The 26,992-nt window shown below is 75.9% G+C and carries 26 protein-coding genes and 1 pseudogene; 10 read left to right on the forward strand and 17 right to left on the reverse strand.

Annotated elements, in window-relative coordinates:
• Positions 1 to 337: pseudogene (locus IE98_RS49635) on the forward strand (hypothetical protein); the annotation flags it as partial.
• Between the two features lie 5 nt (positions 338 to 342).
• On the forward strand, positions 343 to 642 hold the full coding sequence (locus tag IE98_RS49640) for a DUF3040 domain-containing protein (protein WP_030275179.1): 300 nt from the start codon (positions 343 to 345) through the stop codon (positions 640 to 642).
• Positions 643 to 849: 207 nt separating this feature from the next.
• Here IE98_RS49640 and IE98_RS0132310 read toward each other — a convergent pair whose 3' ends face one another.
• From IE98_RS0132310 to IE98_RS0132340, 7 genes are all read right to left on the reverse strand, one after another.
• On the reverse strand, positions 850 to 1,512 hold the full coding sequence (locus IE98_RS0132310; RefSeq protein WP_030275181.1) for an HAD family hydrolase: 663 nt from the start codon (positions 1,510 to 1,512) through the stop codon (positions 850 to 852).
• Between the two features lie 97 nt (positions 1,513 to 1,609).
• Positions 1,610 to 2,107 (reverse strand): hypothetical protein, encoded by a 498-nt coding sequence (locus tag IE98_RS48480; protein ID WP_106976776.1) that lies wholly within the window; start codon positions 2,105 to 2,107, stop codon positions 1,610 to 1,612.
• A 105-nt stretch (positions 2,108 to 2,212) separates the two neighbouring features.
• Positions 2,213 to 2,674: an ATP-binding protein gene (locus IE98_RS43445; protein WP_052391269.1), complete on the reverse strand. Its 462-nt coding sequence runs from the start codon at positions 2,672 to 2,674 to the stop codon at positions 2,213 to 2,215.
• Between the two features lie 163 nt (positions 2,675 to 2,837).
• Positions 2,838 to 4,352 carry an MFS transporter gene (locus tag IE98_RS0132325; protein ID WP_052391270.1) on the reverse strand — a complete coding sequence of 505 codons (1,515 nt, stop codon included), beginning with the start codon at positions 4,350 to 4,352 and terminating at the stop codon, positions 2,838 to 2,840.
• 71 nt (positions 4,353 to 4,423) lie between these two features.
• Positions 4,424 to 5,605: a permease gene (locus IE98_RS0132330; protein WP_030275193.1), complete on the reverse strand. Its 1,182-nt coding sequence runs from the start codon at positions 5,603 to 5,605 to the stop codon at positions 4,424 to 4,426.
• A gap of 58 nt (positions 5,606 to 5,663) precedes the next feature.
• Positions 5,664 to 7,001 carry a cryptochrome/photolyase family protein gene (locus IE98_RS0132335; RefSeq protein ID WP_030275195.1) on the reverse strand — a complete coding sequence of 446 codons (1,338 nt, stop codon included), beginning with the start codon at positions 6,999 to 7,001 and terminating at the stop codon, positions 5,664 to 5,666.
• Positions 7,002 to 7,110: 109 nt separating this feature from the next.
• Entirely contained in the window at positions 7,111 to 7,818 is a 708-nt protein-coding gene (locus IE98_RS0132340; protein ID WP_106976777.1) for a helix-turn-helix domain-containing protein, read from the reverse strand.
• Positions 7,819 to 8,309: 491 nt separating this feature from the next.
• Between IE98_RS0132340 and IE98_RS0132345 the strand changes: the two genes are divergently transcribed.
• Complete coding sequence (locus IE98_RS0132345; protein WP_030275199.1) at positions 8,310 to 9,179, forward strand: universal stress protein; 870 nt, start codon at positions 8,310 to 8,312, stop codon at positions 9,177 to 9,179.
• Here IE98_RS0132345 and IE98_RS0132350 read toward each other — a convergent pair.
• Positions 9,145 to 10,035 (reverse strand): LysR family transcriptional regulator, encoded by an 891-nt coding sequence (locus IE98_RS0132350; protein WP_078661487.1) that lies wholly within the window; start codon positions 10,033 to 10,035, stop codon positions 9,145 to 9,147. The two genes, IE98_RS0132345 and IE98_RS0132350, sit on opposite strands and share 35 nt — an antisense overlap.
• Before the next feature lie 138 nt (positions 10,036 to 10,173).
• On the opposite strand from IE98_RS0132350, the gene IE98_RS0132355 reads away from it, so the two are divergent.
• The 3 genes from IE98_RS0132355 to IE98_RS0132365 all read left to right on the forward strand — a co-directional run bounded on the left by IE98_RS0132355 (position 10,174) and on the right by IE98_RS0132365 (position 12,765).
• On the forward strand, positions 10,174 to 10,869 hold the full coding sequence (locus IE98_RS0132355) for an SDR family NAD(P)-dependent oxidoreductase (protein WP_030275202.1): 696 nt from the start codon (positions 10,174 to 10,176) through the stop codon (positions 10,867 to 10,869).
• 194 nt (positions 10,870 to 11,063) lie between these two features.
• Positions 11,064 to 12,314, forward strand: a complete 1,251-nt coding sequence (locus tag IE98_RS0132360; protein WP_420706240.1) for an MFS transporter — start codon at positions 11,064 to 11,066, stop codon at positions 12,312 to 12,314.
• 115 nt (positions 12,315 to 12,429) lie between these two features.
• Positions 12,430 to 12,765, forward strand: a complete 336-nt coding sequence (locus IE98_RS0132365; RefSeq protein ID WP_030275205.1) for a YnfA family protein — start codon at positions 12,430 to 12,432, stop codon at positions 12,763 to 12,765.
• A 32-nt stretch (positions 12,766 to 12,797) separates the two neighbouring features.
• On the opposite strand, the gene IE98_RS0132370 is transcribed toward IE98_RS0132365, so the two are convergent.
• Positions 12,798 to 13,265, reverse strand: coding sequence for a DUF3093 family protein (locus IE98_RS0132370; protein WP_052391271.1), 468 nt, complete (start codon positions 13,263 to 13,265; stop codon positions 12,798 to 12,800).
• Between the two features lie 308 nt (positions 13,266 to 13,573).
• Between IE98_RS0132370 and IE98_RS0132375 the strand changes: the two genes are divergently transcribed.
• Positions 13,574 to 15,289 carry a GAF domain-containing sensor histidine kinase gene (locus tag IE98_RS0132375; protein ID WP_234443758.1) on the forward strand — a complete coding sequence of 572 codons (1,716 nt, stop codon included), beginning with the start codon at positions 13,574 to 13,576 and terminating at the stop codon, positions 15,287 to 15,289.
• A gap of 51 nt (positions 15,290 to 15,340) precedes the next feature.
• Here the strand turns inward: IE98_RS0132375 and IE98_RS0132380 are convergent, their stop codons facing one another.
• The 7 genes from IE98_RS0132380 to IE98_RS52350 form a co-directional block, all read right to left on the reverse strand.
• Positions 15,341 to 16,336 carry an Acg family FMN-binding oxidoreductase gene (locus IE98_RS0132380; RefSeq protein WP_030275210.1) on the reverse strand — a complete coding sequence of 332 codons (996 nt, stop codon included), beginning with the start codon at positions 16,334 to 16,336 and terminating at the stop codon, positions 15,341 to 15,343.
• Positions 16,337 to 16,374: 38 nt separating this feature from the next.
• Positions 16,375 to 16,671, reverse strand: a complete 297-nt coding sequence (locus tag IE98_RS0132385) for an SHOCT domain-containing protein (RefSeq protein WP_030275213.1) — start codon at positions 16,669 to 16,671, stop codon at positions 16,375 to 16,377.
• 185 nt (positions 16,672 to 16,856) lie between these two features.
• The gene (locus IE98_RS0132390) at positions 16,857 to 17,579 is read right to left on the reverse strand and encodes a response regulator (protein WP_052391272.1); all 723 of its coding nucleotides are present in this window, start codon (positions 17,577 to 17,579) and stop codon (positions 16,857 to 16,859) included.
• 95 nt (positions 17,580 to 17,674) lie between these two features.
• A complete protein-coding gene (locus tag IE98_RS0132395; protein WP_030275216.1) occupies positions 17,675 to 18,187 on the reverse strand; it encodes a flavodoxin domain-containing protein in 513 nt (170 codons plus the stop codon).
• A gap of 434 nt (positions 18,188 to 18,621) precedes the next feature.
• Positions 18,622 to 18,888, reverse strand: coding sequence for a hypothetical protein (locus tag IE98_RS0132405; RefSeq protein WP_030275218.1), 267 nt, complete (start codon positions 18,886 to 18,888; stop codon positions 18,622 to 18,624).
• Between the two features lie 113 nt (positions 18,889 to 19,001).
• Complete coding sequence (locus tag IE98_RS0132410) at positions 19,002 to 19,652, reverse strand: beta-glucanase (protein WP_030275220.1); 651 nt, start codon at positions 19,650 to 19,652, stop codon at positions 19,002 to 19,004.
• Positions 19,653 to 19,732: 80 nt separating this feature from the next.
• Complete coding sequence (locus tag IE98_RS52350; RefSeq protein WP_063749049.1) at positions 19,733 to 20,383, reverse strand: MarR family winged helix-turn-helix transcriptional regulator; 651 nt, start codon at positions 20,381 to 20,383, stop codon at positions 19,733 to 19,735.
• Positions 20,384 to 20,545: 162 nt separating this feature from the next.
• Between IE98_RS52350 and IE98_RS0132420 the strand changes: the two genes are divergently transcribed.
• Positions 20,546 to 22,651, forward strand: coding sequence for an MMPL family transporter (locus IE98_RS0132420; RefSeq protein ID WP_043175664.1), 2,106 nt, complete (start codon positions 20,546 to 20,548; stop codon positions 22,649 to 22,651).
• Positions 22,652 to 22,846: 195 nt separating this feature from the next.
• Positions 22,847 to 24,358, forward strand: a complete 1,512-nt coding sequence (locus IE98_RS0132425) for a glutamate synthase subunit beta (RefSeq protein WP_030275224.1) — start codon at positions 22,847 to 22,849, stop codon at positions 24,356 to 24,358.
• A 105-nt stretch (positions 24,359 to 24,463) separates the two neighbouring features.
• Here the strand turns inward: IE98_RS0132425 and IE98_RS0132430 are convergent, their stop codons facing one another.
• Positions 24,464 to 25,375, reverse strand: coding sequence for a LysR family transcriptional regulator (locus tag IE98_RS0132430; RefSeq protein ID WP_030275225.1), 912 nt, complete (start codon positions 25,373 to 25,375; stop codon positions 24,464 to 24,466).
• A 97-nt stretch (positions 25,376 to 25,472) separates the two neighbouring features.
• Here IE98_RS0132430 and IE98_RS0132435 point away from each other — a divergent pair, with 97 nt between their 5' ends.
• Complete coding sequence (locus IE98_RS0132435; RefSeq protein WP_043175665.1) at positions 25,473 to 26,912, forward strand: MFS transporter; 1,440 nt, start codon at positions 25,473 to 25,475, stop codon at positions 26,910 to 26,912.
• Positions 26,913 to 26,992 lie beyond the last annotated feature (80 nt).

A 26,992-nucleotide genomic window follows, 5' to 3' on the forward strand; every position in this document is an offset into this window, starting at 1 on the left:
CGACCCGGGCCCGCCCCCGCCGCACTCCCCGGCGGGCACCGCGGCCGGGGCCCGGGCGCGGCTCTGCGAGGCGGTGGCGGGCCGTCGGCCGTACCTGTCGGCCTCGTCCGCGGCGCTCTCCGCCGGAGTGCTCACGGCCGCCCTGCGGCACCCGTCCGCGGGGGCGGCGCTCTGGCTGTCCGGGGCGGTGTGGACGGCGGCCGCGCCGGGGGTCCTGGCGGTGGCCGGTGCGGTCACCGGCATCCTGACGGCGACCGGGAGCGGACGGCACGGCCGCCGGGGCAAGCCCCCGCAGCCGCCCCGCCCGGGCGCACCCGGCGAGGGCGGACGGAGGTGACGGCGGTGGACGGTCCCGACCTCTCCTGGCGTGAACGGCGGATACTCCGCCAGATAGAACTCGGCCTCGGCCAGGACGTGGACCTCGAACTCCGGCTCCGCACCATGCGGCTGGGCCGGCTGGACGGCGCCCGGCGGACCCTGCGGCGGATCCCCCTCTGCGCGCTGCTGCTGGTGGCCGTCTGCGCCCTCGGGCTGGCCACCGCGGGAGTCCCCGCCGCCGCGGTGGCCCTGCGGGCCGTCTGCGGAGCCGCAGCCGCGATCGCCCTCCTGGCCCTCGCCCGAGGCACCCGCCGAGGCCGATGAACGCCCCGCCACCACCCCTGGGGAGCTCACGGGCAAACCACCCGGGGGGCGCGGAGGTCTGCACGACAGCTCATGAGCGATCACTCAGGGGCGCGGGGAACTGCGCAATCCGGGAATGGTCCACCTGACGAATCCGCGTCAACCCCTGGTCCGCACAACGGCCCGCACCCGCATCACACTCCGCCCCCGTCCTTCACCCGGGAGGGGTCAGGCATGCCCCAGGGCGCTGTCGTCCAGGGCGGCGAGCAGGGCGGCCGGGTCGGCGTGGACCTCCAGGGCTCCTGCGGCACGCAGGTCGCACTCCCCCACCCCGCCACAGGTCACGGCGATGCACGGGACGCCCGCGGCTGCCGCGGCCCGGACGTCCCAGCGGGTGTCGCCGACGAAGAGCGCCTGACCGGGCCCGGCCTCGGCCCGTTCGAGGGCGGCGTGCACCAGGTCCGGCGCGGGCTTCGAGGAGTCGACGTCGTCCGCGCCGGTGGCGACCCAGAGCACGTCCTCGGCCCCGAGCACCCGCCGCATCACCTCCAGGTCGCGCCCCGAGGCCGAGCTGGCCAGCACCACCCGGCGCCCGCGCGCAGCGACCTCGCGGAGCAGGTCGGCCGCGCCGTCGAAGGCCCGTAGCCGCGGCCAGAACCGCGCGTACAGCGCCGCGTGGGCGGCGCTGATCGCGGCGTCCTGCGAACGGTCCCGGTCGGGTCCGAGCAGGTGGTCGAGCAGCTGGTCGCCGCCCATGCCGATGGCTCCGTGGATCCGGGCCGTCACCGGGGTGAACCCGAACTGGGCGAGCGCCTCGGACCAGGCCGCGGTGTGCAGGTAGCTGGTGTCGAGCAGGGTTCCGTCGACGTCGAAGAGGGCTGCGGACGGCATGCTGGGCTCCCTCCGGAGGAGACCCGTGCGGGCCGGGCGCGGACGGGCGCAGCGTACGGCGCAGGCCTGCGCCCGGCGTTCGAGGACGTGCCGGGGCTCAGTGGCCGAGCCGGTGGATCAGGCCCGCCCGCCGCTTCGGCCGCGACTGCGGTTGCATCGGCGGGGCGGGTTCGGCCGCCGTGTCATCGGCCCGGAGCCCGGCGGTCGTGGTCGGCGAGCCGGTTCCGGCCGGGCCGCCGGTGGCACCGCCAAGCGGGGCCCGGTCGGCGTACGGCTGCGGCTCGGGCGCCGCGGCGTACGGCTGGGTGGTGGTGGGCTCCGCCGGGGCGGTGGCGGTGCGGGAGCGGCGGGAGGTGCGCAGTTCGGCGCTGCGCCGGTGGTGGCGGCGGGCGCCGGCGGCCACCAGCAGGCAGCCGAAGACGAAGATCAGGGTCAGCGCGATCCCCGCGAGGAAGACCGCGAGGCTGTTCATGGTGGCGACGTCGTTGCCGAACATGGTCACCGTGGTGGTCGGTCCGCCGTCGAGGTTCTCGGCGATCAGCAGTCCGGTGAAGGCACCGGTCGCCGCCAGCAGCAGGAGTCCGAGCGCAAGCATCGGCTGTCTCCTTTCGGACGTTCGGGGAGGTTTCCCACCCGCGTCTGCCCGGTCGCCGCCGTCCGATGCGCATGCCGTGGCGGCACTCCGTGTCGGCACGGCGCGTCAGTGGTGCACGGGCTGTTCCTGGCGGCGGAGGTTGACGTCCGCCCAGACGGTCTTGCCGTGGTGGTGGCGGACGACCCCCCAGTCGTTGCTCAGCCGGTCGACGATGTGCAGTCCGCGGCCGCCGGGTGCGTTGGGGGCCTCCTCCGGTTCGCGCGGCGCGGGGCTGCCGGGGCCGGTGTCGAAGACCTCGATCCGGGCGTGGGGGCCGTCCCGGAGGAGGGTGAGTTCGACCGGACTGCTGCCGTGCAGGAGGGCGTTGGAGAGCAGTTCGGAGACCACCAGCAGCATGTCGGCGCGGCGTTCCTCGCCGCCCGGCCTCCCCCACTCGTCCAGCACTCTGGTGGTGAAGTCGCGGCCCGAGCGGATGTCGCCGGGCGCGCCGAAGTAGCACCGGTGGCGTTCGGAGACGGACCGTGCGGCCCCGGCCGCCCAGCCGGTCCGTCCGACGCCCTTCGTCATGTCCTCACCCTGTCGTCGTCGGCACGGCCCGGAGGGGCGTGCCGGGCCGTGGTCCGCCGTCCTGCTGCCTCCGGCCGCTCCTCCGGCTCCGCGTGTGCCCGGCTCCGCCGAAGTGAACCGGGCCGGGGACCGGTGCCCTGCGCCGGCCCCCGGCCCGCGGGCGTCACGAGGGCCCGGCCGCCGCGCCCTGCACCTGGCTGAGCGGTGCGGCGAGCGACTCCAGGCTGCGGCGCTCGGCCTTCACCCCGATCGCCGCCTCGACGAGTCCCGCCACCACCATCAGCGCGGCGCCGATCGAGAAGGCGAGGGTGGTGTCGGAGATCCTGCCGCTGCTGACCAGGCCGTTGAAGAGCAGCGGCCCGGTGATGCCGCCGATCGCGGTGCCGACGGCGTAGAAGAACGCGATGCACAGCGCCCTGGTCTCCAGCGGGAAGATCTCGCTGACGGTCAGGTAGGCGGCGCTCGCGCCGGCGGAGGCGAGGAACAGCACGGCCGTCCAGCACACCGTCATGGTCGTCGCGTCGAGCGAGCCCTGCTGGAAGAGGTACGCCGTCAGGAAGAGCAGCACGCCCGAGCCGATGTAGGTGCCGGCGATCATCGGTTTGCGGCCGACGGAGTCGAAGAGGTGGCCGAGCAGCAGTGGTCCGAGGAAGTTGCCGACGGCGATGACGGCGAAGTAGTAGCCCGTGTTGCCGTCCGGCACGTTGAAGAACGTCGTGAGGATCACCGCGTAGCCGAAGGTGACCGAGTTGTAGAGGAAGGCCTGGCCGACGAAGAGGGCGAGGCCCAGGATCGTCCGCCGGGGGTAGGTGGAGGTCACCGTCCGGGCGATGGTGATGAAGCCGAGGGCGCCCCTGGGGCGGATGGTGATCTCCTCGGTGGCGGGCGGGAGCTTCTCCCCCGTCTCCTCGGCGACCGTCCGTTCCACCTCGTCGACCAGGCGTTCGGCCTCTTGGGCGCGGCCGTGGGTGAACAGCCAGCGCGGGCTCTCCGGGACGTGCCGCCGCACCAGCAGGATGACGAGGCCGAGGACGACCCCGAGGGCGAAGGACAGCCGCCAGCCGACGTCGGTCGCGAAGAGCGCGGTGTTCAGCAGGGCGATCGAAGCGAAGGCGCCGATCGCGGCACCGATCCAGAAGCTGCCGTTGATGATCAGGTCGACCCTGCCGCGGACCCGGGCCGGGATCAGCTCGTCGATGGCGGAATTGATCGCCGCGTACTCGCCGCCGATGCCGAAGCCGGTGAAGAACCGGCAGAGGAAGAAGAACCAGGGCGTCCAGGCGAGGGCGGTGACGGCGGTGGCCGCGAGGTAGACGCCGAGCGTCACCATGAAGAGCTTCTTCCGGCCGAGGCGGTCGGTCAGCCAGCCGAAGAAGAGGGCGCCGCTGCACGCGCCGGCGACGTAGAGGGCCGCCGCGGTGGTGGTCACCTGGGCGGCGCTGATGTCGATGCCGCTGCCGGACTCGGCCAGCCGGGAGGCCATGTTGCCGATGATGGTGACTTCGAGGCCGTCCAGGATCCAGACCGTCCCGAGGCCGATGACGATGCGCCAGTGCCAGCGCGACCAGGGCAGCCGGTCCAGGCGGGCCGGCACATTCGTCCGGATCGTGCCCTTCTGCGGGCTGCTCGCCCGGTCGGCACGGGTGGCACGTCCGGGGGGTGACACGGGCTCAGCCATGATCGGCCTCCGTTCGCTCGCGCGGGGCCCGGCGGCCCCGTTCGGGACGCGCCTGCCCCGCGGCGGCCCGATCACACGGAGGGACCGGCCCCGGGGACGCTGCCGTGCCCGTGCGGCGCGGCGTCCGGTCTGCCGCCCATCGCCCGCAGCATCCCGGCGCCGCCCGTCCGGAAGAAGCGGACCAGCAGCGCCGCGGCGATCAGCAGGAAGAGGATGTTCAGCCAGGTGGTGTAGTCCCAGCGCACCCCCTCGGAGGGCACGGTGGCGTCGGCCTGGTCGGGGATCAGGCCGAGCGCGCCGAAGAGGATCTCCACCGCGTACCCGGCGGCCACGACGGCGGTGTAGAAGGTGGCGAGCAGGAAGAGCGTCGTCCGCCGCCCGTAGTACTTCCGGTAGATGTTCAGGATCGGCAGGATCAGCAGGTCGGCGAAGATGAACGAGACCACGCCGCCGAAGCTGATGCCGCCCTTCCACAGCACGACCGCGAGCGGCACGTTGCCGATCGAGCAGACGAACGAGGCGACGGCCACGACCGGGCCGATCAGCGGGCCCCAGATCTTGGCCGCGACGGGGTGGCCGGTGAAGAAGAAGGCCTGCCAGAAGGAGTCCGGCACCCAGGCGGCGACCGCCCCGGCGATCAGCAGACCGAGGACGAGGTCGCGCAGGATCGCGGCCCACTCCATCACGAAGACGTGCGAGACCGAGGTGAAGCCCTCGGGCGAGGCCAGCCGGCGGACGAAGCCGCCGCCGCCCCGCACGCTCATGTCCATCGCCGCGTGGCCCTCCATCGAGCCCGCCGCCCCGCGGTCCGCGTGCTCCCGCGCCTCCCGGACCATCGGCGCGCGGAGGAACCGCCGGAAGAGCAGGGCCAGCACGACGATCATGACCGGACCGCCGGTGAACTCGGCCGCGGTGAACTGCCAGCCCATCAGCAGCGCCAGGATCACACCGAGTTCGACGACCAGGTTGGTCGAGGCGATCTCGAAGGCCATCGCCGCCGTGAAGTCGGCGCCCTTGCGGAACAGCGAGCGGGCGAGCGCCACGGCGGCGTACGAGCAGGAGGACGAGGCCGTGCCGAGCCCGGCGGCGAGCGCCAGGGTCCGCGGCCGGTCGTCGCCCAGCGCCCGGGCGACGGTCTCCCGGTGGACGACCGCCTGGACGACCGCCGACAGCAGGAAGCCGAGGATCAGCGCCCAGGTGATCTCCCAGGTCATCGCGCCGGTGATCCTCAGCGCGTGCAGCAGAGCGTCCATGCGGCCTCACGGGTCGGGCGGTTCACGGATGGATCACGGACGGCCGTGGCGCCCCCGGTCAGTCGAGGCCCCGGCCGCGGCGCAGCCGCGCGGACGCCTCGCCCGGGTCGACCAGGGGCCGCGGGTAGTCGGCCGGCGGACGGTCCAGCAGCCAGGGCCGGTGGACGGCCCGGCCCGGGACGTCGGCGAGTTCGGGCACCCACCGCCGCACGTAGGCGCCGTCCGGGTCGAGCCGGTCGGCCTGGGTCAGCGGGTTGAGCACCCGGTTGGGCCGGGTGTCCGTGCCGGTGCCGGCCACCCACTGCCAGTTGAGCTGGTTGTTGGCGAGGTCGCCGTCGACCAGCAGCCGCAGGAAGTGCCGGGCGCCGGTCCGCCAGTCCTGGTAGAGGGTCTTGGTCAGGAAGGAGGCGGTGAGCAGCCGGGCGCGGTTGTGCATCCAGCCCTCGTGGGCGAGTTGGCGCATCCCGGCGTCGACGACGGGGAAGCCGGTGCGGCCCTGCCGCCAGGCCTCGGCCTCGCGGGAGTCCTCGTGCCACCGGTCGCCCTTGCTGCGGTAGTCCTGCCAGGCGGCCTCCGGCCGGGCGGCGAGCACCTGGTGGTGGAAGTCCCGCCAGACGAGTTGCCGGACGAAGGCCTCCGCGCCGGGGCCGCCGCGGCGTTCGGCGAGGTCGACCAGTTCGGTCGCGGACAGGCAGCCGAAGTGCAGGTAGGGCGAGAGGCGTGACGTCCCGTCGGTGGCCAGGTCGTCGTGCACCTCCTCGTACGCGGTGACGTCCCAGGCCTGCCAGCGTTTGCGGGCCTCGGTCTCCCCGCCGGGCGGCAGGCCCGGTGAGTCGGTGCGTCCGGGGCGGACGGCCGCCGGGTCCGTTCCGGCGAGGCCGTCGGGGGTGCGCAGGTGCTGCGGTGCCCGGTGCGGCGGGCGGCGGGTGCTCTGCTGCCAGGCCCTGAAGTACGGGGTGAAGACGGCGTAGTGGTCCTTGCCGGCCGGCACCGCGGCGCCGGGCGGGAGGGCGGTCAGGGCACCGTCGTGGACGTGGAGGCGGTCGCCGACGTGCCGGTGCAGGTCGGCCTCGCGGCGCCGGGCGAAGGAGCTGACCCCGGCGGCGACGTGGACGGCGACGGCGCCGGTCTCCTCGGCGAGCCGCGCCGTCTCGGCGGCGGCGGATCCGCGGCGGATCAGCAGCCGGCCGCCGATCCGGCGCAGCGAGGCGTCGAGGTCGGTCAGGCAGTCCGCGAGGAAGGCCCGGCGGTTGGGGGCGGCGAAGCCGGCCGCCTCGATGCCGGGGTCGAGGACGAAGAGCGGGACGACCCGGTCGGCGCTGCGGGCGGCGGCGTGCAGCACCGGGTTGTCGTGCAGGCGGAGGTCCTGGGTGAGCAGGGCGATGGCGATGGTCATGGCCCGGCCAGGCTAGCGACCGGCGCCCCCGTGCCGGTGGTGGCCGCGCCGTGTGTCCCGCAGCTCCGGCCGGAGCTGCGGGACGCCGGGTTGCCGGCCCGTCGGGGTGTCAGAGCGAGCCGACGCGGCGGCCGGTGACCCGGGTGGGGCGGATCCGGATCCAGAGCGGGTTGTCGCCGCCCGCCCACGGTTCGGAGCCCGGGTGCGCGTTCAGCCGGTCGATCTCCCGGCGCGCGGTGACGTGTTCGGCGGTGCCGGCCAGCAGGACGCTCCAGCCGCGGCTGAGCTTCTCGTCGATCCGGTCGATCTGGAACGAGAGGGTGGTGCCGGTGTCCGGCGCGGCGGCGCTGTGCGGGGCCGTCCGGTAGGCGACCGTGCCGGCGTCGACGACGTAGTTCACCGGCAGGACGGCCGGGCCCGGGTCGGCGGGGACGGCGACCCGTCCGACGCCGTGGTCGCCGATCCGGTCCCAGCACTCGCGGACGCCGAGCCGGACGAGCACCGGTTGCTCGGGGGCGCCGCCCTGGCCGGGCGGCGGGTCGGTGCGGCCCTCCACGAGTTCCCGGTGGCTGAGCCCGAGGGCGCTCGCGAGGCGGAGGAATCCGCCGGGGTCGAACGTCGGTCCGGCCTCGGCGAGGTGCTGCAGGTACCGGGTCGCCATCCCGGCCTTGGCGGCGAGTTCGGCCTCGCTCAGGCCGAGGGCGCCGCGGCGTTCGTCGATGCGGCGGGCGATGGCGGCGGGGTCCGGCTCGTCCGGCCCGGGCGACGGGTCCCCGCTCGGGGCGTGGCCGGGCGCGGGATGGGCGTTGTCGTTCACGGCTGTCCTCCCGGCAGGCGCGGTGGGCGCACCCGGCCCGCGCCGTCGGCGGCGGGGCCCGCGCAGCTGTCTCGCCCCAGTAGAGCCCGGGGCCGACCGGGCCGCCAGGCCTTCGGGCCCGCCGGGGGCGGCCGGTCCGCCGAACGGGGCCGCGCGGCCCCGGCACTTCGGCACCTGCCCGCGGCACTGGGTCGCGGTACCCCGGCGGGGCATCACGCCCGGTGCCCGGCCGGGCCGGTGGTACCCCTCCGCGGTACCGGTCCGCCCGGTCGGCCGCTGTCTCGCCGGGAGTTCGCCCGGCCGCCGTCCCCGCCAGGGCCGTCCGGCCCTGTCTCCGGCCGCGCGAGACTGGTGCGATGGGGCGCGCACGCGGCACGGCCGTGCCCCGGCGGTCCGCTCCGGGCACCGAGCGCGCACCGGCCGTGCGCCGTCCCCGTGCACCGTGCCGGGCGGTACCGGCGCGCAACGACCGCACCACCCGGGAGGATCCCGTGAACGGACCCGTCGTCGTCGGTTACGACGGCTCGGACGAGAGCATCGCCGCCCTGCACTGGGCGACCGTCGAGGCGGCGACGCGCGGGCTGCCGCTGGAACTCGTCCAGGCGTGGCCGTGGCCCAAGCAGCACGTCCTCGGCGGTGAGGACGCGGACCGCTGGGTCAGGCAGCAGCTGGCCGAGCAGGAGGCGGCGGTCCGGGCGTCCGCCGGCGACGTGCCGGTGAACTCCCGGCTGGTGCCGGACACGCCCGCCGCCGCGCTGACGGCCGCCGGCGAGAAGGCCTCCGTCCTGGTCCTGGGTTCGCGGGGGCTGAGCACACTGCGCGGGTTCCTGGTCGGCTCGGTCAGCCAGGAGGTGCTGGCCCGGGCGGCCTGCCCGGTGGTGCTCGTCCGGGCCGGCGGCGGGGCCGACGGGACGCGTCAGCCACCGGCCCGCCGTCCGGTGGCCCTCGCCCTGGACCTGCGCCACGACTGCCCCGAGGTGCTGGAGTTCGCCTTCCGGGCTGCCGCGCAGCACCTGGTGCCGCTGCGGGTGCTGCACGCGGCCGGTCCGCCGGCGGGCAGCGAGTACATGGCCTTCGGCGCGATCGCGGCGATCTCCGCGGACCTGGCGACGGCCGAGGAGCAGGCGCTCACCGACGCGCTGCAGCCGTGGCGCCGCAGGTTCCCGGACGTCGAGGTGGAGGCGACCGTGGTGCCGGGCAGCGCCGCCCTCGCCGTGGTGGAGGCCGTCGGCGAGGACGTCGGCCTGCTGGTGGTCGGCCGGCACGACCGGCGGGTGACCTTCGGCGGCCACGTCGGGCCGGTGACCCACGCGGCGATCCACCACGTCACCTGCCCGGTGGCGGTGGTCCCGTACCGCTGACCCGGTGCGGCCCGCCGGCGGCGGGGGCGGCGGTCCCGGCGCCGGCGGCGGGCGGGCGCAGGACGGCGGCGGCGATCTCCAGGAAGGCGGCGGCGCGGCCGGTGCAGTCGTCCTGCGGCACGGCGAGGCAGGTCTCGACCGGCTGGAGGTCGGTCACCGGCAGGTACACGAGGTCGGGGCGGGAGTAGGAGTCGGCGACGCTCTCGGGGACGTACGCGATGCCCTGTCCGGAGGCGATGAGCTCGAACTTCCCCTCCAGCGAGGACGTCCGCCGCCCCCTGCCGTCGAGGACGGTCTCGCCGTCGAGGTCCGCGGTGGTGAGCGCGGTCCGGCCGGCCAGCGGATGCGTGGTGGGCAGGCAGGCGAGCTTGGTCTCGTGGCCGACGGCGACGGTGCGCAGGCCCGTGCCGTCGAACGGCCCGCGGAGGTACGCGACGTGGACCCGGCCGTCGCGGATCGGCGCGTCCCGCTCCCACCAGCGCAGCGGGAAGACGTCGATCGGGACGTCCGGGTGGGCGGCGGTGAACGCCCGGACGGCGTGCGAGACGTGCAGGCCGGGCGAGAAGGCGACGACCAGGCGGTGCTCGCCGCGCGCGGCCTCGTGCACCCGGCGCAGCGCGGAGTCCACGACTGCGGTGATCCTCCGTACCTCCTCGTACAGTTGCTGCCCCGCCGGGGTCAGCTCGACGCTGCGGGTGGTCCGTTCGAACAGGCGGCAGCCGAGTTCCTGCTCGAAGGCCCGGATCTGCCGGCTGAGGACGGGCTGGGCAATGAACAGCGCCCGGGCCGCCCGGGCGAAGTGCCGGTGCTCGGCCACCGCGGCGAAGTAGCGGAGCTTCCGCAGGTCCAGATCCATACCCGGACGGTATCAATGCGATCGCGATGGTATTGGACGTTTCGTCAGGACCGAACGGAGACTTCATCCATGACGACCAGTCGGCCCGATGTCGACGGCGTCCCGCACTCCTCACCTTGCCCTCACGACAGGAACACCATGACCGACACCCGAAGGACCGCCCTGGTGGTCGGCGCCTCCCGCACCCTCGGCCTCGAACTGGCCGCCGAGTACCTGCGCCGCGGCTGGGACGTCGTCGGCACCGTCCGCGGCAGCCTGCGCACCGGACTCCACGACCTGGCCGGGGCGTCCGGGGGGCGGCTCACCGTCGAGTCGCTGGAGATGACCGACCCCGACGGGATCACCGCCCTGCGCGACCGGCTGGCGGGCCGCACGCTCGACCTGCTCTTCGTCAACGCCGCCATCACGCGCGGCGACCTCCCGATCGGCGACGTCCCGACGGGGATGTTCACCGAGGTGATGGCCACCAACGCGCTCGGCCCGATGCGCGTCGTCGAACGGCTGCGCCCGCTGGTCGCCCCCTCGGGGACGATCGGCGTCATGTCCTCCGACCAGGGCAGCATCAGCCTCAACACCGACGGCGGGCAGGACCTGTACCGGGCGAGCAAGTCCGCGCTGAACCAGCTGATGCGCTGTCACGCCGCCCGGCACACGGACGATCCGCGGACGCTGCTGCTGATGGACCCGGGCTGGGTCCGCACCGAGCTCGGCGGGCCCGACGCCGAACTCGCCGTGGAGGAGAGCGTTCCCGGAGTGGTGGACACGATCGAGGCCCACCACGGGAAGCCCGGACTCCACTTCGTCGACCACCTCGGACAGGTGGTGCCCTGGTAGCGGCCGACACCGGGCCGTTCCGGGGCCGGGCGGGCCCGTCCCAGGGGATGGGCGCGGGGTGGGAGCGGCGGCGAACTGCTGGTAGTAGTAGGCGCGTTCCACGCCGACAGTCGAGCGCCCCACCTGCCCCACCGTCCGTGAACGGAGATCCTGTGCCCGCCCCCATCGCCCCCGACGACAGTACCGACGCCCCCGTGGCGACCACCGACACCGACCTGCCCGCCGCCCCCGCGCCGACGGCCGCCGCACCGACCGCGTCCGTCCCCGGTCTGCGGCTCAAGGCCGTGCTACTGATGGCCGGCAGCTGTCTGCCGATCCTCGGGGCCGTCCTCATCGCCCCCGTCCTGCCGAGGATCCAGGACCACTTCGCCGCCACGCCCGGCGCCGAGGCCCTGGTGCCGGTCGCACTGACGATTCCGGCCCTGGCGCTCGCCCTGCTCGCCCCGTTCGCCGGTGTGCTGATCGACCGGCTCGGCCGGCACCGCCTGCTGGTCGGGGCGACCGTCGCGTACGCCTTCGTCGGCACGGCGCCGCTCTGGCTCGACTCGCTCGGGGCCATCGTCGCCAGCCGGGCGCTGGTCGGCGTCGCCGAGGCCGTCATCATGACCTGCTGCACCACCCTGATCGGCGACTACTGGAGCGGCCGCACCCGGGACCGCTACCTCGCCCTGCAGACGATCTGCGCCGCCGTCTCCGCCACCGCGTTCTTCGCGATCGGCGGGGCCGTCGGTTCGGCCGGCTGGCGGGCGCCGTTCTGGGCGTACGCGGTGAGCCTGCTGCTCGCACCGCTGATGGCGACCGTCCTGCGGCCCGCGCCGAAGGCCGTCGCGGACGCGCCCGGGGAGCCCGCCGGGCCCGTCGACACCGCCGCGGAACGGCCCTTCCCCTGGCGGCGGCTGGCCCCGACCTGCGGGCTGACCCTGTTCGGCGCGGTGGTGTTCTACACCGTTCCGGTGGAGACCTCGTACCTGCTGGACGACCTGGGGGTGACCGCACCGGCCGCGATCGGCGCGGCGACCGCACTGGCCAGTGCCGCCACGGTCGCCGGTGCGGCCGGCTTCGCCCGCTTCACGGGCCGCGCCCAGCGCTTCCTGCCGCACGTGCTGGCGCTCTGCGCGGCCGGCTTCGCCGTGATGGCGGTCGCCGACCGGGCGCCGCTGCTGGTGGCCGGGGCCGTCGTCAACTGCCTCGGCACCGGTGTCCTGCTGCCGCTGCTGCTCACCCGGGCGATGGCCCTGCTGGACCACGCCGACCGCGGCCGGGGCACCGGGCTGTGGACGGCGGCCTTCTTCCTCGGCGAGTTCTTCTGCCCGCTCGTCCTGCTCGCCGCCTCCGCCCTGGTCGGCGGGCTGGCCGCCGCGGTGGGCGTGCTCGCCGCGGCGACCGCCCTGGTCGCCCTCGGCATCCACCTCAAGGACCGCCGCCCCGTCCCGGCCACGGCCTGACGGCCGCCCCGGGTACCGCCCCGGTTCTGCGACTCGGGGCGGGCCGGGGCGGGCCGGGGCGGGACAGCGCGGGGGAACCCCGGGGGCCGCCCGGGCAGCGCATAGGGTCGGGGCCATGACCGTCGTGCGTTCCGTCCTGCTGTTCCTGCTCGCCGCCCTGCTGGAGATCGGCGGCGCCTGGCTGGTGTGGCAGGGCACCCGGGAGCACCGCGGGTGGGCGTGGATCGGCGCGGGCGTGCTGGCCCTCGGCGCGTACGGCTTCGTGGCGACCCTGCAGGACGACGCGGACTTCGGCCGGATCCTGGCCGCGTACGGCGGCGTCTTCGTCGCGGGTTCGCTCGCCTGGGGCATGGTCGTGGACGGCTACCGCCCGGACCGGTACGACGTGGTCGGCGCCCTGGTCTGCCTGGTCGGAGTGGCCGTCATCATGTACGCCCCGCGCGGGCACTGACCCTCCCGGCCGCGGCGCGGCCGGTGGACGGGTCAGGCGGCGGCGCGGGCGGCGTACCGGGCCCGGGCGTCCCTGAGCGCCCCGGCCAGCTCGGCCGGGCGGCGGGTCGAGAGGTAGACGAACGGGCAGAGCAGGGACGGCTCGACGACCTCCACCCGGACGGCCCGCGGCAGGAAGCCGCGCATCAGCAGCCGGGCCCGCGGTCCCGCCCGCCGGGTGCGCCAGAGCAGCGCCTCGGCCTCGTCGAGGACCTCGATCCCGCCGAAGTGCTCGGCCCGCAGCACGATCTGCCCGGCCACCAGCACCCCGTCGCAGACCCGGATGCGCACCGCGCCGTAGCCGCGCAGCGCCCAGACGGTCGTCGCCAGCAGCAGGGCTCCGGCGGCCGCGGCGGGCAGCGGACCCAGCGGGAGCAGCGCGGCGCCCAGCCCGGCGGCGGCCGCGAGCGCGGCCAGCCACCAGCGCACCGGGACGGAGAGCCGTTCGTCGTAGATCAGCACCTCGCCGATGCTGTCACGTCCTTACGGCGCGCCGGCGGTCGGCACGGCGGGGCCGGGCGGCGGAGCACGCCGTCCTCACCCGGTCCCGTCCGCCCCGAGCGGTCCGACGCGTCCTCAGATCACCGACACACCGCCCGCGATGGGCCTGGAGCAGGAACGTCTCCGGACCGCGTGGGCGGACGGCAGGGGCCGCCCGTGGGCGGCCCGTGGCCGGAGGGCCGCTGCCCGGCGGGCGGACTACGCTGGCAGTGGCGTCTGATCCCGGGACCTCGGAGGAGCCGGTGGGCCACGCGTCGGGTGAGGGGTCGGTGCCCCTGCCGCAGCTGAAGCTGGACGAGCTGCTGGACGAGCTGCAGGGCCGCCTCGACGCGGCCCGGACCACCCGCGACCGGGTGCACAGCCTGCTGGAGGCCGTGCTGGCGGTCGGCCGCGACCTGGAGCTGTCGCAGGTGCTGCAGCACATCGTGGAGGCGGCCGTCTCGCTGGTGGACGCCGAGTACGGGGCGCTCGGGGTGATCGGCGAGGACCGGCGGCTGTCGCAGTTCGTGCCGGTCGGAATGACCTCGGAGCAGGTGCAGCGGATCGGGGACTTCCCATCCGGCCGGGGCGTGCTCGGCGAGCTGATCGACCGCCCGGAGCCGCTCTGCCTGGCGGAGATCTCGGAGCACCCGGCCTCGTACGGCTTCCCGCCGAACCATCCGCCGATGCACACCTTCCTCGGGGTGCCCGTCCGGGTGCGCGGCCGGGTGTTCGGCAACCTCTACCTCACCGAGAAGCGCGGCGGGCAGGAGTTCGACGCCGAGGACGAGTCGGTGCTGGCCACCCTCGCGGTGGCGGCCGGCGTGGCGGTGGACAACGCCCGGCTGTACGCGCAGGCGCGGCTGCGCGAGCGGTGGCTGGCCGCCAGCGCCGAGGTCACCGCGAGCCTGCTGTCCGGCAGCGGCGAGCAGGAGGTGCTGGACCTGCTGGTCGCCCGGGCCGCGGAGATCGCCCGGGCGGACCTCACCGTGGTCGCGCTGCCGGTGCCGGGCACCGAGGAGCTGGAGGTGCGGATCGCGTCCGGGCTGCGGGCGGACGAGCACGCGGGGCTGGTGCTGCCGCTGAGCGGCTCGTTCGTCGGCGCGGCGGCCTCCGCCGGGACACTGGTGACCAGCAGCGACGTCCATCGGGACCCGCGGATCACCGCGGGCCCGCCGCGCTGGAAGGGCCTCGGCCCGGCGGTGGCGGTGCCGATCGGCACCGCCGGCGGGCGGGTGCGCGGGGTGCTGATGCTGGCCCGGGCCGCCGGCCGGCCGGTGTTCGACGCCGACGAGTCGGCGCCGCTGGAGGGCTTCGCCGGTCAGGCCGCGGTGGCGATGGAGCTGGCCGAGCGGCGGCGCGACTCGGAGCAGGTGGCGCTGTTGAGCGAGCGCGACCGGATCGCCCGGGACCTGCACGACCTGGCCATCCAGCGGCTCTTCGCGACCGGGATGACGCTGCAGGGGGCGACCCGGTTCATCGACCATCCGGAGGCCCGGGAGCGGGTGCTGCGGGCGATCGACGACCTGGACGAGACCTCCCGGACGATCCGCACGACGATCTTCGGGCTGCGCACCCGGGAGGCCGGCCCGGCCGCCGGGGGCCTGCGGGCACGGGCGGTCGAGGCGGTGGAGCGGGCCGCGGCGGTGCTGGGCTTCGCCCCGGCGCTGCGGATGTCCGGTCTGCTGGACACCGTGGTGCCGGAGCCGGTGGCGGGCGAGGCGGTGGCGGTGCTGGAGGAGGCGCTGTCGAACGCGGCCCGGCACGCCCGGGCCACGGCGGTGGACGTCTCCCTGGCGGTCTCCGGCGCGCCGGGCGCGGAGGGCGGGGCGCAGCTGACGGTCTCCGTCCGGGACGACGGGGTGGGGCTGCCGGCGGGCGGCCGGCGCAGCGGGCTGGCCAACCTCGCCGACCGGGCGGCCGCCCTGGGCGGGGCGTTCACGGCCGGGGCACGGCCGGACGGCGGCACCGAGGTGGTCTGGCGGGTCCCGCTCGCCGCGGTCTGACGGGGATCCGGAGCCCGACGGGTCGGCCGGGCACGGCGTTCGGGGTGCGGCTCAGAGCGGTGCCGGGCCGGCGTCGACGACCTCGGCGAGCGGCCGCCGGGGTGTGGGCGTGCCCTCGGGCCCGTGGCCGAGGCGGATCAGCAGGTGGACGTGGTACGGGCCCTGCCGCGGGTCGCGTGCCTCGTCGCGCAGGCCGGGCCACTCCATCGCCTGGTGCAGCAGCGAGGCGCGCAGCCCGTGCGCGGTGGCGAGCAGCAGGACGTGCTGCAGGGCGATTCCCGCGGTCAGCCAGTCCTCGGGGTGGTCGCCGTGGGTGGCCAGGACGGCGATGCACGGGTCGGCCTCGAAGGGGGCGGGCCGCAGGTGTTCGGCGGGGTGGATCGCGGAGAAGTCCCGCATCGGCAGGTGTCCGCCGGCGTCCTGCGGGCCGAGTGCGGCCACCGGGAGGCCGTCCGCGGCGGGGTCGGGCCGGGGGCGGACCCAGGTGCGGCTCTCGGCGCGGCGGTCCGGGTCGGTGGTGTTGCGGCGCTCGGCCTCGGCGGTCAGCCGCAGCAGGCGGTCGCGTTCGGTGCGGTCGGGCAGCAGCAGGTGCGCTCCCTCGCCCTGGGCCGCTCTTGCGAGCAGGTCGAGCAGCGCGGGCGGCACGGGACGGCCGTCGAAGGGCGTGCGGACGCTGTGCCGGCGCCAGATGGCGTCGTACAGCTCGGCGGTGCCGGGCAGGTCGACCACGGACGGCTCGTCGAGGTCGACCGCGGCGAGCAGCCCCGGTTCGGCGGAGTCGGGCAGCAGGCGGACCCGGGGCGCCCAGCCGAGGTGGCGGGCCGCGGTGCGCAGGTTGAACACGGCGGCGCCGACCGAGATGTGCAGCGCGCGGCCGCCGGGGTCGGCGATCGGCAGGCAGCGTTCCGGGGCCGCGTGCACCTCCAGGGTGGAGGTCTCGGGGCGGAGCCGGAAGCGCCACGGCTGGGTGTTGTGGACGGACGGGGCGGCGACGGCGGCGGAGATGAGCTTCTCGAGCGCGGCGGCGTCCAGGGCCTCGGTGCGCATGGCGGCCTCCTGGGGGTGGGGTCGGCGGATGCGGCGGGTCAGCCGCTGCGTGGTCCGCCCGCGGTGCGGAGCGTCTCCAGCCGGTGCCGGTACTCGTCGGCGTCGATCTCGCCGCGGGCGAAGCGTTCGGCGAGCAGTTGCTCGGGGTCGGTGTGCGGTCGTCCCGGGTCCGCGGGCGGCGGGGCCGGCCGGTCCCGGTCGGCCGCTCCGGTGCGGGCCAGGTGGCGGACGAGGACCACGATGCCGAGGACGAGCAGGGCCCAGAAGAGCACCATGCCGACGGTCATGAAGCCGAAGCCCCAGCCGTTCGCGCCATGGCCGTTCCAGTACATCATCACGGCCTCCTCCGCCGTTCCCGGACGGATCGCGGGCGGATCGCCCACCACCATCGTGCGCGGCCGGGGCGGCGGACCGCTTGGGCCGATCGGCCCGGGTCGGGGCCCGCTGGTCCCGGCCGCGGCGAGACCTCGGCCCGGCGGCGCCCGCTGCGGCGGCTGCGGCATGCCTCGGGCGGGGTGCCTCAGGCCGGGTGGTCCGGCCGGTGCGGGCGGGTGTGGTGGTGGTCGGCCGGGTCGGTCTCGGCGTGGGCGGCGATCACGGCGGCCTGCAGCCGGCGTTCGACGCCGAGTTTGGCGAGCAGCCGGGAGACGTGGTTCTTGACGGTCTTCTCGGCGAGGAACAGCCGTTCGCCGATCTGCCGGTTGGTCAGTCCCTCCCCGACCAGGGCGAGGATCTCGCGTTCGCGCGGGGTGAGGGCGGCGAGGGCGGTGCCGGGCTCCGGCTCCTCGTCCTGGTGGCGGAGGTTCTCCATCAGGGTGCGGGTGGTGGCCGGGTCGAGCATGGACTGGCCGGCGGCGACGGTGCGGACGGCGCCGACCAGGTCGGCGCCCTTGACCTGCTTGAGGACGTACCCGGCGGCGCCGGCCATGATCGCGTCGAGCAGGGCGTCGTCGTCGTCGAACGAGGTGAGCATCAGGCAGGCCAGGCCGGGCATCCGGTCGCGCAGGTCGCGGCAGACGGCGACGCCGTCGCCGTCGGGCAGCCGGACGTCGAGGACGGCGACCTGCGGGCGCACGGCCGGCGCCCGGGCGAGGGCCTGGGCGCAGGTGCCGGCCTCACCGACGACCTCCAGGTCCGGTTCGGCCTCCAGCAGGTCGCGCACACCGCGGCGGACGACCTCGTGGTCGTCGAGGAGGAAGATCCGCACCCGTCCGGGCGGGGTCTCGGCGGCGGTGTCGTCCATGGCTGCTCCCGGGGCCGGCGGCGGTCCGTGCCTCAATTCTGGGCGCGGCCGGGGCCGGCCGCAGCGTCCCTCGCCGGGGGCGGCCGGGCGGGTGCTCAGGACGCGCGGCGGAGCTCGCCGGCGACCCGGTGGGCCCAGGCCCGGATCTGCTCGGCGTTGCGGTAGTCGCCGCTGGTGCCGCGGCGGACCATGAGGCGGGCGAGCAGGCCCGGGGTGTCGGCGGCCACCCGGCCGCCGAAGGTGACGTGGCCGCGGGCGTGCAGGCGTTCCATCTCGCGGGCGGCGCCGGGGACGGGCAGCAGGTCCTCCTGCTCGGCGGAATCGTCGACCGGGCCGCTGCTGAACAGCCAGACCGGCCGCTCGTTCAGGGCCTCGGCGTTGCGGTGGGCGCAGCGCAGCGCGTCGCGGTGCCAGTGCCCGGCGTACAGCGAGCCGCCGAGGATGACGGCGTCGTACGGGGAGACGTCGCGGACCTCGCCGGCCGGGAGGACGGCGGCGTCGAACCCGTCCTGCCGGAGGGTGAGCCCGATCTCGGCGGCGATCCCGGCGGTGGCGCCGTGCTTGCTGCCGTAGGCCACCAGGATCCTCCTGGTCTTCGTCGCGGTCATCACGTCCTCCCGTCGCCGGTCGGCCGGCGCCGGGCCGGTGTCCCCGGGATCCGCGGCCGACACTTCCAGGGTGGGCCACCGGCGCCGCGGCGGCCAGGTGCGGCCGTTCGTGTGATGCCGGACTCCGGCCGGGACGGGCCGGACGGGGTGTCAGCGGCCGCCGCCGGGCGGGGCGGTGGACCCGCGGTACCCGCAGCCCCGTCCCGGCGGCGGAGGAGCGGTCGGCGACGGCCAGGACGTCGTGGTCGTGGTCGTGGTCGTGGTCGTGGTCGTGGTCGTGGTTGTGGTCGTGGTCGTGGTCGTGGTCGTGGCTGTGGGCGGACCGTGGGCTCCGTGCGGCGGTCCGTCCGGAGGTCGGCGCCCCCTCCGGGCGGCCGGTCGGCCGGTGTCCACGAGGTGATTCGGGCTGACCGGGCACCCGGGGCCTGAGCGGTTCAGCCGTTGACGGGCCGGGGGTCGTTGACGATGTTCCCGTTGGTGCAGCCGTCGGCGGTGCCGCCCGTCCAGGGCGCGCCGACGGGGACGACGGCGAGTTCCTGGAGGCAGACCGCGGCGGCGCCGAAGTTCCAGTCGTCGGCGGCGTTGATCGCCCCGACGAAGCCGTCCGCGGTGTCGGCGGCTGCGGGGGCGGCCGGTGCGAGGACGGCCGCCGGGGCGAGGAGGACGGCGGTGAGGGCCGCGGAGGTGAAGGTCTTCTTCATGCCCGGCCCAACGGCCGGCGGGCGCCGCGGTCACCGGCGGCGGGGTCCGGCTCGCCCGGTCGGCGGGCGGAGGTGGTCCGTTCGGCCGCGGCGAGAAGGGGCGGCGCGGGCGGTCAGCGTTCGACGACCAGGCTGTGGCAGGTCCAGCTGAACCGGGAGGGGCCGTCGGCGGGCGGGCGCGGGTGGTAGGTGCCGTCGGAGACGGAGAGGTTGACGATCAGGTGGGCGTGCCAGGTGGAGCCCACGCCGCGGCGGTCGGAGTAGACGGCGGCACCGTTGGCGTACCAGTCGACGGAGGTGCGGCCGAAGACGGTGCGGAGTTCGACGGTGGCGCCGGGGGCTATGCCGGCCCCGCCGCCGTGCCAGTAGCGGTAGCCGCCGCGGACGTGGTTGGAGACCTCCAGCAGGTCGGGGTTGTCGGGGTGGTACTCGAAGACGTCGATCTCGTTGCCGCCGTCCCGCCAGGTCCAGATGGCGGGCCAGGCGCCGAGGGCGGTGGGGAGGGTGACCCGGGCGAGCATCACGTCGCCGGGCCGCAGTTGGAAGCCGTCCGGGCTGCCCTCGGTGGTGAGCAGGTTGCAGTTCCACAAATCGCTGCCGGGCCGCCGGGAGGCGGAGAAGACGCCGCCGGGGCAGTAGTCGGGGACGAGGTGGTCGAGCTTGTGGTCGCTCCTGTTCGTGGGCCCCATCCTGGGGTAGGCGCTGCTGCGCCCCGCCACCCACTGCCGTGCCGACGTGAAGTCCGCGCTGAAGACCGTTGCCATCGCCGCCTCCCGGTCGCCGGTCCGCCGCGTTTTGGGCGGACGCCGTCAATCACTGGGAGTGCATTACCCGTTACGGTTCGTCATATGCGAATCGGAGGTTCCGAATCCGGACCGGCCTGCGCCCCACCGCGGGCGTCCTGCACGCCCTGCACCTCCCGCACGCCCTGCACCCCTTGGGCGCCCCGCACACCCTGGGCCCCGTGCACACCCTGGGCCCCGTGCACGTCCCGGGCGTCCTCGCGGCGGGTGCGGCGCAGCTCCTCCAGCCCGGCGGTCATCCGGCCGAGGAAGCGGGCCACGGTGCGCAGCTCGTCCGGGCTGAACCCGGCGGCGACCTCGTCGGTGCAGGCGGCGACGGGGGCGAACCAGGCGGCGGCCATCCGGCTCGCGTCGGGGTTGTAGTGCACCTGGACCTGGCGGCGGTCGGCGGCGTCGCGGCTGCGGCGGATGTGGCCGGCGCGCTCCAGCCGGTCGAGGACGGCGGTCACCGCGCCGGAGGTGAGGGCGAGCTCCTCGCGCAGCCGGCTCGGGGTGACCGGGCCGGGGGTGACGCCGGTGGAGCCGCGCATGATCGCCAGCAGCGCCTGGACGTCGGTGGCGTGCAGGCCCTGCGCGGCGGCGAAGTCGTGGCCGAGCAGGTTCATCTCGGAGGCGAGCCCTTGCAGGAGGTTGCCGAAGGCCCTGCTGTCGGGCGGCCGGGGCGCCTCGGCGGTCGGCTCCTGGTCGGACAAGGGTCACCTCTCGGTCGGTCGGCGGCCGGCGGACGGACCGCTCGGGCTCGGGCGGCCACCAGCCTAGGGCGTGCCGACCCCCGTCCGATTATCTCAATGGTCAAGTCTTTCGATTATTGAGATATCATCGCGCCGACCGTCGACCCATCCGGAGGACCCGCCGTGCCACCTCGCCGTATCCGGTTCCTGATCCCGCTGGCCCTTCTGCTCGCCTGGCTCGCCCTCGGCGGCGCCTTCGGCTCCTTCGCGGGCCGGCTCACCGAGGTGTCCACCAACGACCGGGCCGCCTTCCTGCCGCAGAGCGCCGAGTCCACCCGGGTGGCCGCCCTGGAGAAGGGCTTCCAGGCCCAGGGCAGCCTCCCGGTGATCGTGGTCTGGGAGGCCCGCGACGGCTCGGTCACCGCCGAGCAGCGGACGGCCGCCGACCGGGCGCTGCGCGCCGCCGCCGCGGTGCCCGGCGCGACCGGCCAGGTCTCCCCCGCGCTGCCCTCGAAGGACGGGCGCGCCCTGCAGGGGGTGGTGGCGCTCCGCTCCGACCTCGGCCGGCAGACCGTGGACAGCGTCGACGCCGTCCGCGAGCGGGTCGCCCCGGTGCCCGGCACCACCGTCGCCCTGGCCGGCCCGGCAGCCATCGCGGCCGACCTCGGCGGCGCCTTCGCCGGCATCGACGGCCTGCTGCTGGGCGTCGCGCTCGGTGTGGTGCTGGTGATCCTGCTCGCCGTCTACCGCAGCCTGCTGCTGCCGCTGCTGGTGATCGTCGGCGCGGTCTTCGCGCTCGGCGTGGCCTGCGCCCTGGTGTACGTGCTGGCGCAGCACGGCGTCGTCCGGGTCGACGGCCAGATCCAGGGCCTGCTGTCGATCCTGGTGATCGGTGCCGCGACCGACTACGCGCTGCTGCTCTCCGCCCGCTTCCGCGAGGAGCTCCCGCTGCACGCCGACCGGTTCGCGGCGATGCGGACGGCCTGGCGGCGCTCCGCCGAGCCGATCGTCGCCTCCGGGCTGACGGTCGCGCTGGGCCTGCTGGTGCTGCTGCTCTCCGACCTGACCAACAACCGTGCACTCGGCCCGGTCGGCGCGATCGGCATCGGCTGCGCGGTGGTCTCGGCGCTGACCTTCCTGCCCGCCGCGCTGGTGCTCTGCGGCCGCGCCGCCTACTGGCCGGCCAGGCCGCCGGCGGACGGCAGCGCGCCGGTGCACGGCGTCTGGCGGCGGGTGGCCGCGCTGGTCGGGCGGCGGCCCCGGGCGGTCTGGGCCTCGGCCCTGGCCGCGCTGGTGGCCTGCGCGGCCTTCGCCCCGGCGCTGGACGCCCGCGGTGTCGCGCAGACCGACCTGTTCGTCAAGGAGCAGCCCAGCGTGGTCGCGCAGCGCGTGCTGTCCGCGCACTTCCCGGGCGGTTCCGGCAACCCCGCCGTGATCGTCGCGAAGGCCGACCGGGCGGACGCGGTCGCGGCCGCCGCCCGCGCGGTGCCGGGCGTGAGCGCGGTCGCCGCGTTCACCGGCGGAGCACCGGGCGGCCCGGCCAAGGCGGTCGACGGCCTCGTCCGGCTGGACGCCACGCTCGCCGACCCGGCGGACGGCGACGCCGCGGTCGCCACCGTGCTGCGGCTGCGCACCGCGGTGCACGCGGTGGACGGCGCCGACGCCCTGGTCGGCGGCTACACCGCCCAGCAGGAGGACACCCGGGCGACCGCCTCCCGGGACCGCACGGTGATCGTCCCCGTGGTGCTGGTCTGCATCCTGCTGATCCTGATCGTGCTGCTGCGCTCGCTGGTGGCGCCGCTGCTGCTGGCCGCGACCGTCGCGCTCTCGTACCTGGCCGTGCTCGGCGTCTCGGCGGTCGTCTTCCCGCACGTCTTCGGCTTCCCCGCCACCGACCCGTCCGTCCCGCTGTACGGCTACGTCTTCCTGGTGGCGCTGGGCGTGGACTACAACATCTTCCTGATGACCCGGGCCCGCGAGGAGTCGCTCCGGCACGGCACCCGGGAGGGTGTGCTGCGGGCCCTCACCGCGACCGGCGGGGTGATCACCTCGGCCGGTGTGGTGCTGGCCGCGACCTTCGCCGCGCTGGGCGTGATCCCGTTGGCGTTCCTGGTGCAGATCGCGTTCATCGTCGCCTTCGGCGTCCTGCTGGACACCCTGCTCGTCCGCTCGCTGCTCGTCCCGGCGCTCGTCCACGACCTCGGGCCGCGCGCCTGGTGGCCGGCCAGGCTCGACCCGTCGGACAGCCCGGCCGAGCCGGTCGGCGAGCAGGTGCCCGCGGCCAGCTGACCGGGGACGCCGCCCCGCTGTCCAAGCCGGGCGGGCGGGCGTACGGTGGCCACACGGCGCCGTGCGCACGCCCGTCCGGCTGCGACCGCCGACCCGCGCTCCCCCGGCCCCGCGCCCCCGCACCCGTGCACCCCCTCTCGCCCGGCCCTCCCCGCCCTGACGCCCGGCGGCGAACCGCACCGCTGGAGGCCGACCATGGCCGACCCCAAGGCGTTCCTGAACACGCCCCGGCTGCTCCGCGCCCGCCGGACGGTCGCGGCCCGGGTGCACGACTGGGAGGAGGTCTACCAGCGGCGCGCGCTGCTCCCGATCATCAGCGACCAGGCGGCCCGGTGCATGGACTGCGGGCTGCCGTTCTGCCACCAGGCCTGCCCGCTGGGCAACCTCGTCCCGGAGTGGAACCGGCTGGTCTCCGCCGACGACTGGCGCGACGCCGTCGAGCGCCTGGGGGCCACCAACAACTTCCCCGAGTTCACCGGCCGGCTCTGCCCGGCACCCTGCGAGAGCGCCTGCGTGCTGGCCATCAACGCCGACGCGGTGACCATCAAGAACGTCGAACTCGCCATCGCCGACCACGCCTGGGACCACGGACTGGAACCGCCGAGGCCGCCGGAGCGCCGCACCGGGCGCACCGTCGCGGTGATCGGCTCGGGCCCCGCCGGGCTGGCCGCCGCCCAGCAGCTCACCCGGGCCGGCCACACCGTCACCGTCTACGAGCGCACCGACCGGCCCGGCGGACTGCTGCGCTACGGCATCCCGGACTTCCGCCTGGAGAAGCACCGCCTCGACCGCCGGATCGACCAACTGCGCGCCGAGGGGACGCGGTTCCGCACCGGCGTGGCCGTCGGCCGGGACCTGCCGGCGGACGAGCTGCGGGCCGGCTGCGACGCCGTGGTGATCGCCGTCGGCGCCACCGCCTGGCGCGAACTCCCGGTGCCGGGAAGGCAGTCCAGCGGAGTCCACCAGGCCATGGAGTACCTGCCGCTGGCCAACCGGGTGGTCGCGGGTGACCTGGCCCGGTCCCCCGTCGACGCACAGGGCCGGCACGTGGTGGTGATCGGCGGCGGCGACACCGCCGCCGACTGCGTCGGCACCGCGCTGCGCCAGGAGGCGCTGGACGTCCGGCAGTTGGACATCCACCCGCGGCCGCCGGAGGACCGCCCGGACGCGCAGCCCTGGCCCGTCCACCCCAAGGTCCACCGGGCCACCACCTCGCACGAGGAGGCGGCCGAACTCCGCCCGCCCGCCCTCGCCGACCCCGACATCCGGGCCTACGCCTCGGCCACCGTCCGCTTCGACGCCGACGCGGGCGGACACGTCGCGGCCGTCCGCTTCGCCGACGCCGAACCGGGCAGCCGGGCACCGGTGCCCGGCACCGACCACGTCCTGCCCGCCGACCTGGTGCTGCTCGCCCTCGGTTTCGTCGGCCCCGAGCACGACAACGGCCTGGCGAAGCAGCTGGGCCTCGGCCTGGACGCCCGCGGCAACCTGGCCCGCGACGGCCGGTTCGCCGCCGGGCCGGACGGCGTGTTCGTCGCGGGCGACGCCGGCCGCGGCCAGTCCCTGGTCGTCTGGGCCATCGCCGAGGGCCGCGCGGTCGCCGCGGCCGTCCACCGCTACCTCACCGGCCGCGACGAACTGCCCTCCCCCGTCACCCCCGCCGACCACGCCATCACCCCCGAGGACGTCCCCCCGCTCCCGGCCTGACGGCCACGCCCCCGGGTTCGACCCACCAGGGGCGCGTGAGGTGACCTCCCCAGCGCCCTCCGGAGCCAACTCCCGGACGGCGCACGGAGGTGCCTCCCGGCCGCCTCAATGCTCCTCGCCGGCGAGGAGCTCGCGGATGCAGCCGCGCAGCCACGCGTGCGCCGGGTCGGCGTCGTGGCGGGGGTGCCAGGCCAGGCCGAAGGGCAGGGCCGGGAGGTCGAGCGGGATCTCCAGCGCGACCAGGCCGAGCGCCTCGGCCAGGCCGCGGCTGCGGGCGGTGGTCAGGCCGATCAGGTCGCTGGTGCGGAGTGCGAACAGGGCGGCCGGGTAGGTCGCCACGGTGCCCACCACCGTGCGGGCGAGGCCGAGTTCGGCGAGTGCGGTGTCGATCGGTCCGTGCAGGCGGCCACGCCGGGAGACGCCGAGGTGGCGGCCGGCCGCGAACCGTTCCGGGGTCGACGGCCCGTCCAGCAGCGGGTGTCCGGGCCGGACGACGGCCAGCATCCGGTCCTCGTAGAGCTGTTCCACCCGGACCTCGGGGGCGGTGGTGTCGATCACCCCGACCTCCAGGTCGGCGGTGCCCTCGCGCAGGGCGGGCGCGTCCACGTGGCTCTCGCCGAGGAACCGGAGCCGGACGCCGGGGGCCTCGGCCGCGGTGCGGGCGAACAGCGGGGCCGCATGCGCGGCGGCGAAGGCGTCGTGGGCGAGCACGGTGAACGTCCGGTCCAGGGTGCGGAGATCGACCTGCCCGGCGGCGCCGAACAGGGCCTGGGCGCGCTCGACCACCGCCCGGACCTCGGCGTGGATGGCGAGCGCGTGCGGGGTCGGCACCATCGACCGGCCGGCCCGGACGAGCACCGGGTCGCCGAGCGCCCTGCGGATCCGGCCCAGGGTGCGGCTCGTCGCCGGCTCCGACAGGTGCAGCCTGGCCGCCGCTCCGGCGACGCTGCGCTCCTCCAGCAGGGCGTCCAGCGCCACCAGCAGGTTGAGATCCATTCCGGATTGCACAGAACGCATTCCTCTCTTGCAAAACATGCACTGGAAGCAATCCAAGCATCGGCCTAGCGTGGACGGGAACCCTGACGCCTCCGCTCCGGAAGGAGCCCCCTCCGCCATGTCCGGAAACGCCCCGCCGGCCCTCCGCCGGTCCACCCTCTTCGCGATGTGCGCCTGTGTGCTCGTCGCCCAGAGCATGGTCGCCGCGATCAACCTGATGATCCCCCAGCTCGCGGCCTCCGCCCTGCACCCCTCCCCCGGCGCCCTGCTGTGGACGGTCGACGCCTACGTCATCGTCTTCGCCGGACTGCTCATCCCGGCAGGCGCCTGCGGCGACCGCTGGGGACGGCGGCGCGCACTGCTCGCCGGCCTCGCACTGTTCGCCGGCGGCGCCTGCCTGAGTGCCGCGGGCGGCTCGCTCGACTCGGTGGCCGCGCTGATCGCCGGCCGCGCGGTCTCCGGCGCCGGCGCCGCCCTCGTCATGCCCGCCACCATGGCGGTCCTCGTCCACCTGGCCGGCCCGGAGCGCCGCGTCCAGGCGCTCGCCTCCTGGACCCTCGCGGTCGGGCTCGGCGGCCTGGCCGGGAACGTCGGCGGCGGCCTGACCGCCCAGTTCCTGCCCTGGCAGGCGCTGTTCTGGGCGATGGCCCCGCTCTCCGCACTGCTCGCCGCGGCCGTGCTGCGCACCGTCCCCGAGCTGCCGCGGCACGAGGCCTCGCCCGACCCGGCCGGCTCGGCCCTGCTCATCGCCGGCACCACCGCCGTGCTGTTCGGCATCATCGAGGGCCCCTCGCACGGCTGGCTGTCGGCTCCCGTGCTCGCCGGATTCGCCGTCGGCGCAGCGCTGTTGGCGGCCTTCACCCGCTACGGCCTGGTGGCGCGGCGGCCGCTGGTCGACCCGCGGGTGTTCCGCTCCCGCCGGCTGCGGGCCGCGGTGCTGGGCACGGCGGCCTCGTTCTTCGGCCTGTTCGCGCTGTTCTTCGTCAACTCGCAGTTCCTGCAGTACGCCAAGGGCTTCTCGCCGGCCCGCACCGGCTTCGCGATCGTTCCGCTGACCGTCGGCATGGCCCTGGTGCCGCGGTTCGCCGGACGGTTGCAGGCGCGGCACGGGGTGCGCTGGGTGGCCGGCGGCGGACTGGCGCTGATCGGGGCCGGGTTGCTCGGCGTCTCCACCGCCGGCCCGCACACCCCGTACCCGGTGTACGCGCTGTGGCTGCTGCTGCTCTCGGCGGGCATGGGCCTGTCCGCGCCCGGCCTGACGCACGCCGTGGTCTCCGAACTCCCGCCCGGTCAGGCCGGTCTGGGCGCCGGGCTGAACACCGCGGCCCGGGAGCTCGGCGCGGCACTCGGCGTCGCCGTGGTCGGGACGGTGCTCGCCTCCCGGACGGGCGGCGCGGCCCACGGCCCGGCGGAGTTCACCGCCGGCATGGCCACCGGGCTTCGGGTGGTCGCCGTCCCCGTCCTGCTCGCCGCCCTCGCCGTCTTCGCGGGCCTGCGCGGTCGGCCGGCCGCCGACCGGCCGGCACCCGTACCGGAGCCCGCGGCCGAAACGGTCTGACGGCCCGGCCCGCCCGTACCCGCACGGAGACCGCCGTCGAACGGCGGGAGGCCCCGCGGGGAGCGGGCTCCGGCCGGTTT

Source organism: Streptomyces sp. NRRL B-24484 (assembly GCF_000717715.1).
Lineage (GTDB): Bacteria > Actinomycetota > Actinomycetes > Streptomycetales > Streptomycetaceae > Kitasatospora.